Genomic DNA, 16,156 nt, shown 5'->3' with positions numbered 1-16,156 from the left:
TCTTCATACATACTTTAGCACGGATACAGACCATTGACAAACATGATTAAATGGCGACCTCTATCATTTTCTCACCTTTTTTTCATCATATTCTCATTATACAAACATACGTTTTATATGCTATACTATGTAAGGAAGAATCACCCATATAACGAGACTATGATAAGCCAATCATCATTCGTTTTATATCCGTCCAAAGCCTTAAAATTGTCATTTTCACTCGCCTTTTTTAAAAAATTTGATATGATATTTGAAACAGGAGGGATGTTGCTTGAACTACCCTAATGGAAAAAAAGTAAAAACTCAACATGCAACAAATAAAAACTCACCACAAGATCGCTTTAGCAATCGTGGGATGACTTTAGAAAAAGATATTAATGAAACCAATAAGTATTACCTTAGCCGGGGGTTATGTGTGATTCATAAAAAACCCACCCCGGTCCAAATCGTAAAAGTGGATTACCCAAAGCGAAGTGCTGCGGTAATAAAAGAAGCCTACTTTAAACAGGCTTCAACAACGGATTATAACGGCCTCTATAAAGGACGCTACATTGATTTTGAAGCAAAAGAAACGAAAAATAAAACGTCATTTCCACTCAGTAACTTCCATCAACACCAGATTGAACATATGGAAGATATCGTCCGGCACGAAGGGATATGTTTTGTTATTATACGTTTTCAAGTTTATAATGAATCATATATCTTTCCGGCAGTGAAACTTTTTCCGTATTGGCACCGTCAATTTAAAGACGGTAGAAAGTCGATACCTTATTCTGCCGTTAAAGATGAAGGGACACTCATTCCAGCAGGTTATCCTGCCCTCGTAGATTATTTAACTATCGTGGATGAGATCTTTTTTTAAGAACGAATGGAGGAACAAACCATGTCTGATCAATACAAGTCACGTAGTGAAAAGCGTCGACAAGAACAGATGAAACAAACGAAACAGAAAAAAAATAAAAAACAGCCGAAAAAAAAGTTTTCTTTTAAGAAAATATTCTTGACGATTCTTGTACTCGGGTTAATAGTTGCGGTTGGTGTAGGTGGCTTATTCGCTTATTACATTTCGAAGTCACCCGAACTTGATCCAGAAAAATTAAGTATTCCCTCATCAAGTAAAGTCTATGACAAGGACGGCGAACTGTTTGCCGATATTGGTGAAGAACAACGCGTAAAGGTTAACTATGATGATCTTCCACCTGTATTAGTCGATGCTGTCCTGGCAACCGAGGACGTGCGGTTCTTCGATCACTTTGGGATTGACCTTCGCCGAATTGGCGGGGCTATCATTGCCAACTTAACCGATGGATTCGGCGCTGAAGGTGGGTCAACCATCACCCAACAAGTCATTAAGGGGGCATTTTTATACCCAGATAAGACGTTAGAACGGAAAGTCCAAGAACAGTGGCTGGCAATTCAACTGGATTTGTCCTATTCTAAAGAAGCCATTTTAGAAATGTACTTGAACAGGATTTACTACGGTTCAGCGGGCTACGGGGTCGCAACGGCCGCTGAAAACTATTTTGGTATAACTGACCTTAATGAACTAAGTTTAGCCGAGGCCGCTCTTTTAGCCGGGTTACCACAACGGCCGTCAGCGTATGACCCGACCGTCAATCCAGACCTCGCCAAAGAGCGGATGGAAACGGTACTAAACTTAATGGTCCGACACGAAAAAATTTCTGAAGCGGAAGCAGAGGAAGCAAAACAAGTGGCGATTGACGACATGTTAGACGTCTCAAGCGGTTCACGCACGAGTCATACCGACTTTTTAGATCAAGTCCAGCGTGAATTAGAAGAGAAATATGAGATTGATTTATACAATGATGGCGTGAAAGTCTATACGACAATGGACCAAGATGCTCAAAGTTATGTGGAGTACTTACTGTCTGATGAGAGTCCTGTGAGTTATTCAGATAGTGAACTACAATCTGGACTCTCCGTTGTTGAAACATCGACGGGTGCCATTCGTGCGCTCGGTGGTGGTAGAAATCGTGCCGCTGGTGGCTTTAATATGGCGATTCAAGCAAAACGTCAGCCTGGCTCATCGATTAAACCGATTTTTTCATACGGTGCAGCCATTGAGTATTTAAATTATTCAACCTATGAACAAATGCCAGATAACGGCCCTTATGAAGTAACGGGTTCAAAGCCAATTAATAATGTTGGACGTTACCGAGGAGAAGTGACCTTACGCACAGCGTTAGAACATTCCTCTAACGTTGTCGCTGCTCATTTATTTGATGAAGTTGGTAGAAGTCAAGTAAGTGACTTCGGACAAAAACTTGGTTTAACGATACCAGAGGGTGGGTTAAACGTGCGTGATGCGATTGGTGGGTCTACCTTTGAAGCTTCGACGCTTGAGATGGCAGCTGCATACGCGGCCTTCGGTAATGGTGGATTATATACCGAGCCTTATAGTGTCGTAGCGATTGAATACCCCGATGGTCGTCGCATTGAAGCAGAACCCGAAACAACGGTGGCGATGTCAGAAGCAACAGCTTACATGGTCACAGATATGATGAAAAATGTTGTCCGTTCAGGTACAGGTACAAGAGCAAATGTATCTGGTGTTCCTGTCGCCGGTAAAACCGGGACAACCGATAATAACGTCGATAAATGGTTTGTTGGCTTAAGTACGCACTACGCAATTGGCGCATGGACAGGTTATCCTGATAGTACAACAAAAGCCGTCCCAGACGTATACAATTCACAGCTTCTATTTAAGTATACGATGGAGGAACTATCTAAAAGCGTTGAAGTAACAGATTTCACGCGTCCTGATAGTGTTGTTCCCGTCAAAGTTGAAGCAGGTACAAATCCAGCGCAACTGCCAAGTGAATTTACACCAAATGATCAAATTATTACCGAGTTATTTAAATCTGGTACTGAACCATCAGCAGTGTCTGATGCCTATGAACAATTGAATCCAGTTGAAAACTTAACAGCTGCTTATGATGAAGAAACAAACAGTATTACTGTCACGTGGGAGCATACAATGGAGACCGATGTCAATATTGCCTTTGAAGTTAGCACTCAATCCGGTCAACCCATTAATACCGAAGAGACAAGCTTCACTGTTAGTGACGTCGAACCCGACACCATGTATACCATTAATGTGACAGCCTTTAACCCAGAAAAAGTCACCTTAACAAGTGAAACAAAAACTGTTGAAATCATGACACCAAAAGCACAAGAAGAACCGGACCTTCCAGATGCTGAGTTGCCTGGTGATGAAAATCAAGACGAAAACACGAACAACGGCGATGATAATGACAACAATGACTCAGATGAAAGTGATTCATCTGATGAGACGGTGGATGATGAGTCATCGAATGAAGACACCGATCAAACTGATGAAGAAACGGATACTAGTCAACAAGATGATGCCGCTTAATGTTTCAGTTAATCAAAAACATCCCCAGATATTTTATATCTGGGGATGTTTTTATCTTACGGCGATGGGTTTTTCATTGCTTGTTTAATGGCTTCTTTGGCATATAACTTTTCTACCTCTTCATAGAGAGTGATAAGTTGTAAATACGCATGGTATTGCTTTAAATTATCTTCAACGTAGTCAAACCGTTCTTTAATGTTGATCGGCTTAATTAGCAAGCCATCCATATCTGTTGTGAGATCATTTGTTTGATTCAACTCATACAACAACACTTTAAATGACTGAACCGCTTCTGTCATCGGTTCAATCGCTTCTTTAAATTTACGCGTATCAAATAATTGTTGGATCTCAGGTTTTTGTTGATCAAACCTAGTCAATAATTCATGACGACTTGTTGGCATGTGCTCGCTCCTTTTTACGTTTTCGTTTCTGTCCTTCTCGGCAAATTTCAAGTAACGGACACGTATCACATTGTGGATTTTTAGCTTTACAATGGTAGCGCCCAAAAAAAATCATCCGGTGATGTGTATCACTCCACTCATCTTTCGGTACTTTTTTCATTAATGTCTTCTCAACTTCTAAAGTAGAGTCTTTCCAGCGGGCAATCCCTAACCGCTTAGACACACGTTCAACATGCGTATCTACCGCAATCGCCGGTTCATCAAAAGCCACAGACATCACAACATTTGCTGTTTTTCGGCCGACCCCTGCCAATGATTCAAGTTCCTCGTGTGTCTCTGGAACTTGACCGTTAAATTCCTCAATAATTCTTTGAGATAATTTTTGAATGTTTTTTGCTTTGTTGCGATATAATCCAATCGATTTTACATCTTGTTCTAATTCTTCTAATGGCACTGCTAAATAATCAGCTGGTGTTTTATATTTTTTAAACAGTGAATCGGTCACTTTATTGACAAGTTGGTCGGTACACTGAGCCGACAGGGCAACCGCAATAACAAGTTCAAATGGATTCTCATGTTTTAGTTCGCACCAAGCATCAGGATACATCTCCGCCATCGTATCAAGTACAAACCTAATTTGTTTATTGGTTAACACGATTGTTCACCCCCATTTAATCATCTGGTTCATCTAGCCAGTTATAATAGACCGAAGGATCGGTACGTTTTCTTACCGGTTCTGAACGCTGGCTCGATTGTTGGTGAAATTTCTTTCCTGCTTGTTTTGCCGCATCCACTGTTTTAATTCCTTTTTTCTGCCACTCTTGTAAAATACGGTCTACGTATTTAAAGTTGAGTTTACTCAGTAAGACAGCCTCTCTTAGCGCTTGTTGAATCAGTGACACATCGTACTGATCTTCATCAAGCCATATATTGATTGTTTCAATTTCAATTGGTGATAACACCCTGCCAAATTCACGTTCAAACTGTTTAAATATTTCTACACTTTGGTCAGTCGGCTTCGTTTTATCGGCCTCACGCTTTGTGTATAAAGCTTGCCAAAGTGGTTCTAATGAATAAAATTCATCGACAATGCCATCACCATTTTCACTCTCTTCAATCGACATCAAATGCTTCTGCATCAGCTGACGCAAACTGCGACTAACAACTTGATCATCATAATTCGTAAAGGCAGCGATATCAGATGGTGTTGGAAATAGATTACTCTCTTTCTGATAACGAATCAGCTGTAAGACGACAATTAATTCTGTTTCATCCATACCAATCTGAAGGTAATCAGCTAAAAGTTTTTTTGAGAACGTGAGTTGATCGTGCATAAAACCTTCATAGTCTTGTTTCAACATTATCCCCCCATTCATGTGATGGTGAAAACCCCCGGACAAGATCCGAGGGTTTTTATTTATAATTAGCTATACTCTTATGGATACAAACGGTTTAGTAAACGTGGGAATGGAATGGTCTCACGTACGTGCTCAACACCACTAAACCAAGCGACCGTTCGCTCTAACCCTAAACCAAAGCCAGAGTGAGGAACAGAGCCGTATTGACGTAACTCTAAATACCACTGGTATGCATCCCCTGATAAGTTATGTTCCTCATAGCGCTCTTTCATCAAGTCTAAATCATCAATTCGCTGGGAGCCACCAATGATTTCACCATAACCTTCAGGTGCGATTAAATCAGCACAGAGAACAACATTCTCGTTCTCAGGATCTGGCTTCATGTAGAAAGCTTTAATGTCTTTTGGATAATGGGTAATGAAGACAGGTTTATCAAAACTCTCCGCAATTGCTGTTTCATGCGGCGAACCAAAGTCCTCGCCCCACTCAATATCGTCAAAGCCTTTTTCTTTGAGTAACGCGAGAGCTTCATCATACGTAATCCGTGGGAACGGCGCTTGTATTTGTTTAAGCTTTTCTACATCGCGCTCTAATACATCAAGTTCTAATTGACAGTTTTCTACGACTGATTGTGCTAAGTAACTGACGTATTGTTCTTGGACTTGTAAGCTTTCCTCATGCTCCATAAAGGCCATTTCCGGTTCAATCATCCAAAACTCAATTAAGTGACGACGTGTTTTTGATTTTTCGGCACGGAATGTAGGGCCAAATGAAAAGACTTTGCCAAAGGCCATTGCGCCTGCTTCCATATAAAGTTGACCACTTTGAGAGAGATAAGCTTCCTCATCAAAGTACTGTGTATGGAATAATTCTGTTGTGCCCTCTGCGGCAGAACCCGTTAAAATAGGTGGATCAATCTTAATGAACCCTTCTTTATTGTAAAATTCATACGTCGCCCGAATAATTTCATTACGAATCTTCATAACGGCGTGTTGACGTTTCGACCGTAACCAAAGGTGACGATGATCCATTAAAAATTCAGTTCCGTGCTCTTTTGGTGTAATTGGAAAATCGACCGATTCATGAATCAGTTCTAAATCAGTGACTTGCATTTCATAACCAAAAGGTGAACGCGTATCTTCGACGATTGTTCCCGTTACATAAACAGATGATTCTTGTGTAAGAGATTTAGCTAAGTCAAATGTCTCTTCAGATACAGCTGCCTTAACCACAACCCCTTGGATAAAACCAGTTCCGTCACGTAGCTGTAAGAAAGCAATCTTACCGCTTGAACGCTTATTACTGAGCCAAGCCCCAATCGTTACTTCTTCATTTAAATGTTCGTGTACTTTACTAATTGTTGTTTTCAACAAACTTCCCTCCAAAAATTCTCTCTTATATTTTTGCATGACGTTCAATAAAGCGCGTCAGCCGTGTAATCGCTTCTTCTAATTGCTGTATTTCAATCACGTACGATAACCGTATATTTTTCGGTGCTCCAAACCCTGAACCTGGGATAACTGCTACCTGTTCTTCTTCAAGTAACGCCGTTGAAAATTCTTCAACATCGCCAAATCCACAAAGGTCCATTGCTTGCTCAACATTTGGGAATAAATAAAATGCACCTTGCGGCTTCACACAAGTAACACCTGGTACTTGACTTAATAAATCATACGTGTAAGTCAAACGTTCATTAAAAGATTGAACCATCTGCTTAATCTCTGTTTCATCATGTGTATAAGCGGCAAGTGCAGCATACTGACTAATCGTGGTTGGGTTCGACGTTGAGTGACTACAAAGGTTGGTCATTGCTTTAATGATCGTCTTGCGACCGACAGCATAACCAATTCGCCAACCCGTCATTGCGTGTGATTTTGACACACCATTGATGATCACCGTTTGTTTTTTTAATTGTTCCGACAATGATGCAATGGATACATGCGGTTGATCGGTATAAATGAGCTTTTCATAAATTTCATCTGAGACGATGATGATGTTATGTTTAACACAGACCTCGCCAAGCGCTGCAAGTTCTGCTTTGGTGTACATCATGCCCGTCGGGTTGCTTGGTGAATTAATAATAACCGCCCGCGTCTTCTCGGTGATGGCTTGTTCAAGTTGATCCGGGGATAATTTAAATTGATTGTCTTCTTTTCCTGCCACAAACACAGGCTCACCTTCAGCAAGCTTAATTTGTTCTGGATAGCTAACCCAGTAAGGGGTTGGCACAATCACCTCGTCACCTGGATTTAACAGGACTTGAAATAACGTATATAAGGCATGCTTTGCTCCTGTTGTGACAACGATTTGATCAGCACTATAATCAATACCTTGATCTTTTAACAGCTTACGTGCAATTGCTTCGCGAAGTGGCAAGATACCACCTGATGGGGTATAACGCGTTAAACCTGTCCGCATCGCCGCTTCTGCTGCTTCAATAATAAATTCAGGTGTATTAAAGTCAGGTTCACCTGCGCCCAAACCAATCACATCATGTCCACTATCTTTAAGTGCCTTTGCTTTAGCTGTAATGGCTAAAGTTGTTGAAGGCGTCAGTGTTTGTACACGTTTTGCTAACTGCATAGAATCACCTTTCCTTAGTTCACATTATTTAAGGTTATGCCACTTTCATATGTACCATCGGTTAATCTGTAATAATCATAACGGACTGATTCAGTGGTTGTCGTTGAAATAATTTCAACGATTGGTACTTGTTGTCTTAGACCAACATTCACACGACTGATATCGTTATTCGGTCGTTCTGAAAGAAAGGTGGCTAAAATCGGCTGAATTGGATCGCTTGACTGGGCTGTGTACACAGTAATATCAGCTGATTGATCGCTTTGGTCGACATAATAATACGTGACACTATCTTCATCGCTGGTATGAATCACGTGATAAAAAACATCGCCGTGAAACCGAGTCACCTCATCAATTTCACCTATGTCATAAGCTGCTTTGACACGCGCAATAGATGAGTCAAAGTCATCATCCTCAGCCTCGCGTATCACACTATACAAATGCACGCTATATCCCGCACCAACTATGCCAATCAAGAGGAGAATACCAACAATAATTTTAGGATAATTAAGTTCGATAAATTGTGAAGATTGCTGTTTCATCGTCATCCTCATCTAAAGCTAAACCAAACATTACGTCATCATCTTTTAACGTCCGATTTAAGCTATCAACAATTTTGTAGAGTTCCGGGTTATTCTGAAGCCTAACCGTTGATAATGTTTCTATTTTTTCATTACGCATTGTATCCCAACCTTTAATTTTTTAAGTTTATGACACGGATTGATAAACCTTGTTATATTATAGCAGGTTTTTAAAAGAAAAATAATGCCTAACCTGGCTTTTTTAAGATTTCTGCCTGTTTTATAACTTTTTGTCTTACTTGTCTGTTAAAAATGTTTCAGCTAAATCTAACAGTTCTGTCGTCCGGCGATGATAAACAGGGACTGACGGCAGTGACTCAATAAATGTCCGACCATAATTTTTGGTAACAATTCGGTCATCGGTCACAACAACAATGCCTGAATCCGTCTCATTACGAATCAGTCTACCGAAACCTTGTTTGAATCGAATCACCGCATCGGGTAAAGAATAACCATAAAATCCTGATTGTCCCCTACTTTCCATGCGCTTTAGCTTTGCTTCAACAACGGGTTGACTCGGGGATTGAAACGGCAAACGTGCAATCACAACACACTTCAGATCATCTCCTGGAATGTCTAATCCTTCCCAAAAAGCATGGGTCCCAAGTAAAATAGCCTGATCGGTCTGTTGGAAATGCTTCTTTAGTTTCTCATGACTTCCACTTGAGATGCCTTGGGCAATGAGAACATAATCAGCTTGGAACAATTCATCTAATAATGTATGGGTATCTTTTAACATTTGATAAGAATTAAACAAAATCAACATGCGCCCCTTTGTAAGGTCAGCTAACGAAAAGACGAGTTCACTCAAGGCTTCAACATAAGCGGTCGTTTCTCGTTGGTCGAGACGCGGAAAGTCATTTGGTACGAGTAACTGGACGTGACTTTCTGTTGGGTAGAGTGCAGGAAATCGATACGTTTCCACTTGTTTGGTCATCCCCAATTGATGCTGGATATAATCAAAGCGTTGATTCACTGTTAACGTTGCACTCGTTAATATGACGGAGCGATGAGGACTGAAATAATAACGCATCACCGTCTCGCGAATATCTACTGGCTTTTTATAAAAACTGATCGGTTGTTGTTGATGGGTCAAATCCATTTCTAACCAGTACACCGCATCCGTCGCGTCATCAAAAAAGAAACGATTATACGGTTCCAAAAAGGCTGAAACAATCGAGATCAGTTCATCATGAATCAGTGGATGTGGTGTTAGGTGGACGCTTTTAAGTAACGTATCAAGTAATACCTTAAATCGCTCGTACATGACTTGCATCGTTGAAAAAACGGCTTCTTGTGGTTCAATCGTCACAATTTTTTTAGACCCTTTTGCCGAATGCTGGCGCGAGATAAACTGCCGCGTATAATCGATCAAACACTGATAATCATACTTAATATCTTCAACGGTTGCTTTAATGTCTGCATCTAATACATCAAACGTTTTTAAACGGTGAACGACTTGATTTAAAAAGGCATGAATCGCTTCAGACTGAAACATAAGTCCCTGTTCTTGTTCAATCACTTCTGGTAAGTGATGGGCTTCATCAATAATGATCCGTTTTAACGGCAACTGTTCTTGTAATACGAGCTGATGCATCAGCGCATGGTTCACAATCACAACATCCGCCATCTCAATTCGAGCGAGCTTATGTTCATAATAACTAAAGGCTTGCTTTTCATCTGTATCAAATCGGTGAGAGAATTGATGGAACAGTTGATAGCCACTTCGTGGCAATTGAATCTCATCTACATCCCCTGTTTCTGTTTTTGTCAGCCAAATCAAGATAATCGCTTTCGTTAACGTAAAATCATAGTGATCATTGTCATGTTTCACAATCCACTCACTAAACCGTTTAACACTGATATACTGATTTTTACCTTTTAATACTTCAATCCGACAAGCTTCGTTAAGGTGAGTTAAAATTTTTGGTACTTCTTCATGAAGCAGTTGTTTTTGAAGCTGTTTTAAATACGTACTGATGACCACTTTTTCTCGCGTTGTCTTCGCCATATAAACGGCCGCCAAAAGGTAACTGAGTGTTTTGCCAATACCCGTACCCGCTTCTATCAATGCGGATGATTCTGTCACAAAGGTATGATAAATCGCTTCACTCATCTCACGTTGTCCTAAGCGAAGCGGCTTATTAAAGCTTACTTCAAACGCATCAAGCCAGTCGCCAAAGGCTGGCATTTCCTCTGAAGACATGATCGGCTCGATTTCAGGTACTCGCTTAATCGCTAAGCCATAATGATAATCATATGACGCGTCTTTTTTAGCAATATCACGTGTTTGGGGTTGATCTAATAAGGCGTGAATAATAGGTACAAGATCACTTTTTAGTTTTTCTGCGAGTGGCACTAATTTTTTTAAAGTCGTTTTTGGTAAGCGTGTAAGCTCTTCTAATAAGACATTCAACAAATCGGTCGTCACATACGCATCTGACAGGGCACGGTGAGGATCATCGTGGGTGATCGATAAAAACTGAGCCAACTGATTTAACTTAAAGCCTGGTGCCCCCGGTAACAACATTCGACTAAGTTCGACAGTATCTAATGTCTTTGTTTGAAGTTTTTTAAGCCCCACCCGCTCAAATTCTTGGTTTAAAAACCCTAAATCAAACGGTACGTTATGCGCAACAAAATAAGCATCATCTAATAACCGATGAATCGTTGTTGCGACATCTTCAAATGTGGGTTGGTCCATCACCATCGCATTATTAATTCCCGTAAGATGTTCAATAAATCGCGAGATATGTTTATGTGGATTAATTAAAGTTTGATAGGTCGTAACAATCTGTTGATCGCGATAGATGACAATCCCGATTTCAATGATTCGATCTTGTTTTTGATTTCCTGTTGTTTCTAAATCGACAACCGCAAATGTCGTCATCTCGCTCACCTTCAATCATATTTTTCACTGCGTATTACTTGTCTACTCTTGTGCTGTTAGCGGGGGTTCTTGGTCAATCATTTCTTTAATTGAATTGTCTTCGTTCAATAGTGCAACCTTCGGTGTGAATGTTGGCAATCTTTCTTCTGAGACAAGTGCGTAACTGACAATAATCACGATATCACCCGGTTGGACTAACCGGCTCACAGCTCCGTTCAAACAGATAACCCCTCTCCCTCTTTCTCCGGGGATAACATACGTTTCAAGCCGGACGCCATTATTGTTATTAACAATTTGTACTTTTTCATGTGGCAACACATCAATCGCTTCCGTTACCCGGACCCGGTGCAACTTTCCTTTCATTAGTGTTCGAAACGTAGCTATCGCCCACTTATACTTTTATATTTTTTCATTGGTTTTGTTGAGCTTCACTTATTAATGGTTCAATTTAAAGGTCTACTAACACGTTATCAATCAATCTGACGCGCTCAAATTTCACTGCACACGCGAGAATCACTTGTCCTTTAAGCGTTGGTAAGGCCTCTAGTTGAGGATAACTCAACAGCTCGATATAATCAATCTCGGCATGTTGACTTTGATGAATAACAGATTGTACGTGAGCGAGTATTGCTTGCTGGTCACGTTTGCCCTGTTCCATCATGGCTTTTGCTTCTGTTAGCGCACGGTAAATCAGTGGCGCTTCTTGTCGCTCCTGTTCACTAAGGTTAACATTACGACTGCTTTTCGCTAAATCCTCCGGTTCTCTTACGGTTGGAATCGGTCTTAAGACCGTAGGAAAGTTCAAGTTCTCTATCAACAAGTCAACAACCGCTTTTATCCCCTTTGAACCAGTGAATATCAGCCGAGTACAACCGCTCAGTTTTACCTTCATGTTCAATAAGTAGCGCACCAGAATCATGAATATCGACAAACACCCCTGTTTTTTCTTCCTTACCTAAGCGATAATCTAATGTCTCACCAAGCTTGAATGCATGTTTTTCCCATTCTTGTTTGATCGACTTAAAGCCATCGGTGAGTAATGTCCGATATAACGCTTCAAAATGCTTTAAAAAGTCTTGAATAAAATACCGCCGCTTAAACCGTTCATCCGTTTCAACCAGTAACGATGTGACCGTCTGGCGTAACTCTTCTGGGAACTCCTCAAGACGCTGATTAATATTCACGCCAACACCAATGACCATATAATGAATTTGGTCTTGTTCTGCTTGCATTTCGGTTAGAATACCAGCAAGTTTTTTGTCACCAATTAATATATCATTGGGCCACTTAATTTTCGGTTCAAGCGTTGTTTTCTGTTTAATCGTTCGCACTAAGCTTACCGCTGTAAGCAAAGTGATTTTCTGTGCTTCAACAGGAGAAAGTTCTGGACGTAAAATAAAACTAAACCAGGCCCCGTTTTTGTTTTCAGAACGAAAAGCCCGGTGTAATCTGCCTCGCCCATTTGTTTGTGAATTAGCGACAATTAAATAGCCATCCGGTTTATTTTCTCTTGCCCGCGTATGAGCTAAGTCCTGCGTTGATGTTAATTGATCATGGTACTCTAACATCTGTCCAAGGACATCTGTATCAAGGCCCCAAAATAATGTGTTTTCACTCACTTTATCTGGCATATCAATCAGACGATACCCTTTATTCGGGACGGCTTTAAAATGATAACCATCTTCCTTTAAATGTTTCATCTGTTTCCAAACAGCCGTTCTTGATATACCAAGTTGGTCAGAGAGCCATTGACCTGACACATACGTGTGCATGTTTTGTGCTAATAGTTGAATGATTTTTTCTCGATTGGATAGGACCATGTGACCCACTCCTTTAAATATTCTCGTTGATTTGGTAATTTACCAGAAATAACATTTGTTTCCAGTCGGTCAAGCATCTCGCCAATCCACTCCCCACGCTTTCGTTCTGGGAAAAGCTGAATCAGATCGTTACCAGTAAGGGCCATGTCTTGTTTTGAATGGATTGGTAACGCTTGATTTGCTTGTTTTAGCATCACTAAGTCAAGTGAATCTAAACTTGAGCGTGCAACTAAATCACTAAATCGTTCATACAAATGCGAGGGTAAATGATAGACAATCAATGACAAAGATTCCTTTTGTTGATACCGTTCAAGTGCAGCTAATAACATCAACCCTTCTCGCTTTTGAACATTCGATAACCGGTAGCTTTTATAAAAACCTGTAAGTATGATGTCGTCATGAGTAAAACTAAGGTAGACAAAGACATCGATTAATCGATGAAAAGGTAGTGTCACATTTATTAAGTCAGCTATGATAGCTGTCTTTTTGTTAAAGAAAGGTAAGTGTGAGAGCAATTTTTTTGTTTCGGGTAATATGAGTGCCTCTGGTAAATAGCTCCCTTTAAAAAATTTTTCCAACTCAACTTGAATGCGTTCAATTGAAACTTCACTAATTAACGGCAGATTCGCAAGAAGCGCGCACTTGGTCTGATCTTCAATCATAAAGCCGAGCTGGCTGCAGAATCGAATGGCTCTTAGCATTCTTAGTGGGTCTTCGTTAAAACGTTTGTTTGCCTTTCCAACCGCTTGAATTTGTTTATTGATAATGTCAGATTGGCCATCAAATGGGTCAATCAGCTCTTTTGATTCGGTTAAGGTCATCGCATTCATCGTAAAGTCACGCCGCGCTAGGTCTTTTACAACATCCGTGACAAAATGTACCGCATCAGGATGACGACGGTCACTGTAGGTTGTTTCTTCGCGAAGCGTTGTTACTTCAAATGATGTATGGTGATCACGAACAATCACAGTACCATGTTCAAGGCCCACCGGAATTACTTGTGGAAATAAGGCCATGACTTGTTCTGGTTTTGCACTTGTCGCAATATCTATATCATTAATCGGAGTGTTCAGTAAGTAATCTCTAACAGAACCGCCGACAATATAAGCCTGATAACCTGCTTCAATTAAACACCTTAGAATCGGTTCAGCCGGTTTAAACACATCCATTTGTTTACCTCTTCTCTTTTGATCATTACAATAATTTTAACATATTCCTTAAGGTTTTTGAATGTTAACAAAGATAATTCTCCTGTTAACGATAAAAACACTCACCGCGTTCGGTGAGTGTTTCAGATGTCTCGTATTTTATCTCCCTGATCACTTGTCACTTTTAAGCGTCAATGATATCACGCCAATGGAAAAAACCCGCTTCAAGCGCACGTATCATTACTTCCGCACCCGCAAGATTAGTGACGAGTGGAATTTGATACACATCGCATAAGCGCATCAGCGCACTAATGTCTGGTTCGTGTGGTTGAGCTGTTAATGGGTCTTTAAAGAAAATCACTAAATCCATTTCATTCTCGGAAATTTTCGCCCCAATTTGTTGATCGCCACCAAGCGGACCTGAGTTGAACCGGTAAACATCTAATCCTGTTGCCTCAGCAATGCGTTTTCCCGTCGTACCTGTCGCAAATAATTCATGACTTTCAAGAATATGTTTATAAGAGGCAGAAAAATTAATCATCTCATCTTTTTTCTCATCATGTGCAATTAAAGCAATTTTCATTTGTCTTCGCCCCCTTAGCTTAATCCATCATTAAATGTTCAAGACCGTACACTAACTTATCGAGCTTAACAACATGATCAATCGCAAATTTAATGCCTGACATAAATGATTCTCGGTGGAAAGAGTCATGTTTCAAAGTAAAGTTTTCACCCGGCCCACCGAAGACGACTTCTTGGTGAGCAACAAGTCCAGGCAACCGCACGCTATGAATGCGCATGCCATCAAAGTCAGCACCACGCGCGCCGTCAATCGTCTCATGCTCATCGGGATGACCTTGTGATTTTTGTTTCCGTGTTTCTTGAATGAGTTCTGCCGTTTTTACTGCTGTACCAGACGGCGCATCAAGTTTTTGATCGTGATGCTTTTCAATAATCTCAACATCCGGAAAGTATTTGGCCGCTTGTTTTGCAAACTGCATCATCAGTACCGCACCCATCGCAAAGTTAGGGGCAATAACGGCTCCAATGTGTCTTTCTTTGCTTAGTTGTGTGAGTTCCTCTAGTTCATCAACAGTAAAGCCTGTCGTCCCAACAACAGGGCGGACATCATGTAGCAAGGCCGCTTTTGTATGTTTAAAGCCAACCTTAGGTGAGGTTAAATCAATTAAGACATCCGCATCAACGGCCTCTAAACATTGATTAATATCATCATAAAAGACCGCATCAAATGCTGGTAACCCTTCAACTTCTTTTACTTTCATACCTGTATGATGTAAATCAACACACCCAACAAGGGCAAGGTCTTGATGTTTCTCGATCATGCGTAAAGCTTCACTACCCATTTTCCCACTCGCACCGGCGACAACAACATTAATTTTCTCCACATCTCTCACTCCTTCTTTTTTGTAAATCGATCTTTATCACGTGTTTCAATTTTAGTCATGGCTCGATCAAATGCTTTTGCCGCATCAATATCAAGACTATTAGCAAAGGATAATAAGACAAACAACACATCACCCAGTTCATCTTCCACTGTATTAGCCTCTTCTGATGCTTTTTTCTTTTTCGGTCCATAGAGGTGATTAACCTCTCTAGCTAACTCTCCGAGTTCTTCTGTAAAACGCAACATCATAACTTCAGGACTAAAATAACCTTCTTCAAATTGACTAATAAAACGATCGACACGTGTTTGCATCGCTTTCGTATCGTATGTAACTGGTTGTTCATAATCAGACATCTAGCGTTCTCCTCTCTAGTCTAGACAATTTTTCAGAAAACAGCAAATTTAATGACAAAGCTATCATCATTGTACAAAAAAAGACAACCATTTTCAATCAAGAAAACAGTTGTCTTTTGCCTAGCCTCGGGAGTTTGACACTTCATTTCTTTAAAAGCACTCTTAAGCCTTGATATGGCTTATTTTTTATGTCAAATTTCGACTTTAATTATTGAGTACTAT

Annotated in this window: 17 protein-coding genes; 2 read left to right on the top strand and 15 right to left on the bottom strand. The window is 40.4% G+C overall.

Going from position 1 to position 16,156, the window contains the following annotated elements; genetic code table 11:
* Window positions 1-271 precede the first annotated feature (271 nt).
* Both recU and BM098_RS05475 read left to right on the top strand, forming a co-directional pair.
* Window positions 272-862 (top strand): Holliday junction resolvase RecU, encoded by a 591-nt coding sequence (recU, locus tag BM098_RS05480; protein ID WP_089831236.1) that lies wholly within the window; start codon window positions 272-274, stop codon window positions 860-862.
* Between the two features lie 21 nt (window positions 863-883).
* Window positions 884-3,397 carry a penicillin-binding protein 1A gene (locus tag BM098_RS05475; protein ID WP_089831234.1) on the top strand — a complete coding sequence of 838 codons (2,514 nt, stop codon included), beginning with the start codon at window positions 884-886 and terminating at the stop codon, window positions 3,395-3,397.
* 56 nt (window positions 3,398-3,453) lie between these two features.
* Here BM098_RS05475 and BM098_RS05470 read toward each other — a convergent pair whose 3' ends face one another.
* From BM098_RS05470 to BM098_RS05400, 15 genes are all read right to left on the bottom strand, one after another.
* The gene (locus BM098_RS05470; protein WP_089831232.1) at window positions 3,454-3,798 is read right to left on the bottom strand and encodes a YpoC family protein; all 345 of its coding nucleotides are present in this window, start codon (window positions 3,796-3,798) and stop codon (window positions 3,454-3,456) included.
* A complete protein-coding gene (nth, locus tag BM098_RS05465; RefSeq protein WP_089831230.1) occupies window positions 3,779-4,453 on the bottom strand; it encodes an endonuclease III in 675 nt (224 codons plus the stop codon). Before nth ends, BM098_RS05470 begins: the two co-directional genes overlap by 20 nt.
* 16 nt (window positions 4,454-4,469) lie before the next feature.
* Window positions 4,470-5,159 (bottom strand): DnaD domain-containing protein, encoded by a 690-nt coding sequence (locus BM098_RS05460; protein ID WP_089831228.1) that lies wholly within the window; start codon window positions 5,157-5,159, stop codon window positions 4,470-4,472.
* A gap of 74 nt (window positions 5,160-5,233) precedes the next feature.
* On the bottom strand, window positions 5,234-6,526 hold the full coding sequence (gene asnS / locus BM098_RS05455; protein ID WP_089831226.1) for an asparagine--tRNA ligase: 1,293 nt from the start codon (window positions 6,524-6,526) through the stop codon (window positions 5,234-5,236).
* Window positions 6,527-6,551: 25 nt separating this feature from the next.
* The gene (locus tag BM098_RS05450; RefSeq protein ID WP_089831224.1) at window positions 6,552-7,739 is read right to left on the bottom strand and encodes a pyridoxal phosphate-dependent aminotransferase; all 1,188 of its coding nucleotides are present in this window, start codon (window positions 7,737-7,739) and stop codon (window positions 6,552-6,554) included.
* A gap of 14 nt (window positions 7,740-7,753) precedes the next feature.
* Entirely contained in the window at window positions 7,754-8,284 is a 531-nt protein-coding gene (locus tag BM098_RS05445; RefSeq protein ID WP_234987422.1) for a hypothetical protein, read from the bottom strand.
* On the bottom strand, window positions 8,244-8,417 hold the full coding sequence (locus BM098_RS05440; RefSeq protein ID WP_089831220.1) for a YpmA family protein: 174 nt from the start codon (window positions 8,415-8,417) through the stop codon (window positions 8,244-8,246). The genes BM098_RS05445 and BM098_RS05440 overlap by 41 nt, the downstream gene beginning before the upstream one ends.
* 135 nt (window positions 8,418-8,552) lie before the next feature.
* Entirely contained in the window at window positions 8,553-11,207 is a 2,655-nt protein-coding gene (gene dinG, locus BM098_RS05435; RefSeq protein WP_089831218.1) for an ATP-dependent DNA helicase DinG, read from the bottom strand.
* Between the two features lie 42 nt (window positions 11,208-11,249).
* Window positions 11,250-11,570 carry an aspartate 1-decarboxylase gene (gene panD, locus BM098_RS05430; protein WP_089831216.1) on the bottom strand — a complete coding sequence of 107 codons (321 nt, stop codon included), beginning with the start codon at window positions 11,568-11,570 and terminating at the stop codon, window positions 11,250-11,252.
* An 85-nt stretch (window positions 11,571-11,655) separates the two neighbouring features.
* Complete coding sequence (locus BM098_RS05425) at window positions 11,656-12,012, bottom strand: pantoate--beta-alanine ligase (protein ID WP_234987421.1); 357 nt, start codon at window positions 12,010-12,012, stop codon at window positions 11,656-11,658.
* 16 nt (window positions 12,013-12,028) lie between these two features.
* Window positions 12,029-13,027 carry a biotin--[acetyl-CoA-carboxylase] ligase gene (locus BM098_RS05420; RefSeq protein WP_089831213.1) on the bottom strand — a complete coding sequence of 333 codons (999 nt, stop codon included), beginning with the start codon at window positions 13,025-13,027 and terminating at the stop codon, window positions 12,029-12,031.
* Entirely contained in the window at window positions 12,988-14,196 is a 1,209-nt protein-coding gene (locus tag BM098_RS05415) for a CCA tRNA nucleotidyltransferase (RefSeq protein WP_089831211.1), read from the bottom strand. Before BM098_RS05415 ends, BM098_RS05420 begins: the two co-directional genes overlap by 40 nt.
* 163 nt (window positions 14,197-14,359) lie before the next feature.
* Entirely contained in the window at window positions 14,360-14,758 is a 399-nt protein-coding gene (gene mgsA, locus BM098_RS05410; RefSeq protein ID WP_089831209.1) for a methylglyoxal synthase, read from the bottom strand.
* Window positions 14,759-14,777: 19 nt separating this feature from the next.
* Complete coding sequence (gene dapB, locus BM098_RS05405) at window positions 14,778-15,581, bottom strand: 4-hydroxy-tetrahydrodipicolinate reductase (RefSeq protein ID WP_089831207.1); 804 nt, start codon at window positions 15,579-15,581, stop codon at window positions 14,778-14,780.
* 5 nt (window positions 15,582-15,586) lie between these two features.
* Window positions 15,587-15,934 carry a nucleotide pyrophosphohydrolase gene (locus tag BM098_RS05400; protein ID WP_089831205.1) on the bottom strand — a complete coding sequence of 116 codons (348 nt, stop codon included), beginning with the start codon at window positions 15,932-15,934 and terminating at the stop codon, window positions 15,587-15,589.
* Between the last annotated feature and the right edge of the window lie 222 nt (window positions 15,935-16,156).

This window comes from Halolactibacillus halophilus (genome assembly GCF_900115605.1).
GTDB lineage: Bacteria > Bacillota > Bacilli > Bacillales > Amphibacillaceae > Halolactibacillus > Halolactibacillus halophilus.
Note: the sequence above shows the minus strand (reverse complement) of the source record. Positions and strands in the feature narration are given on the sequence as shown.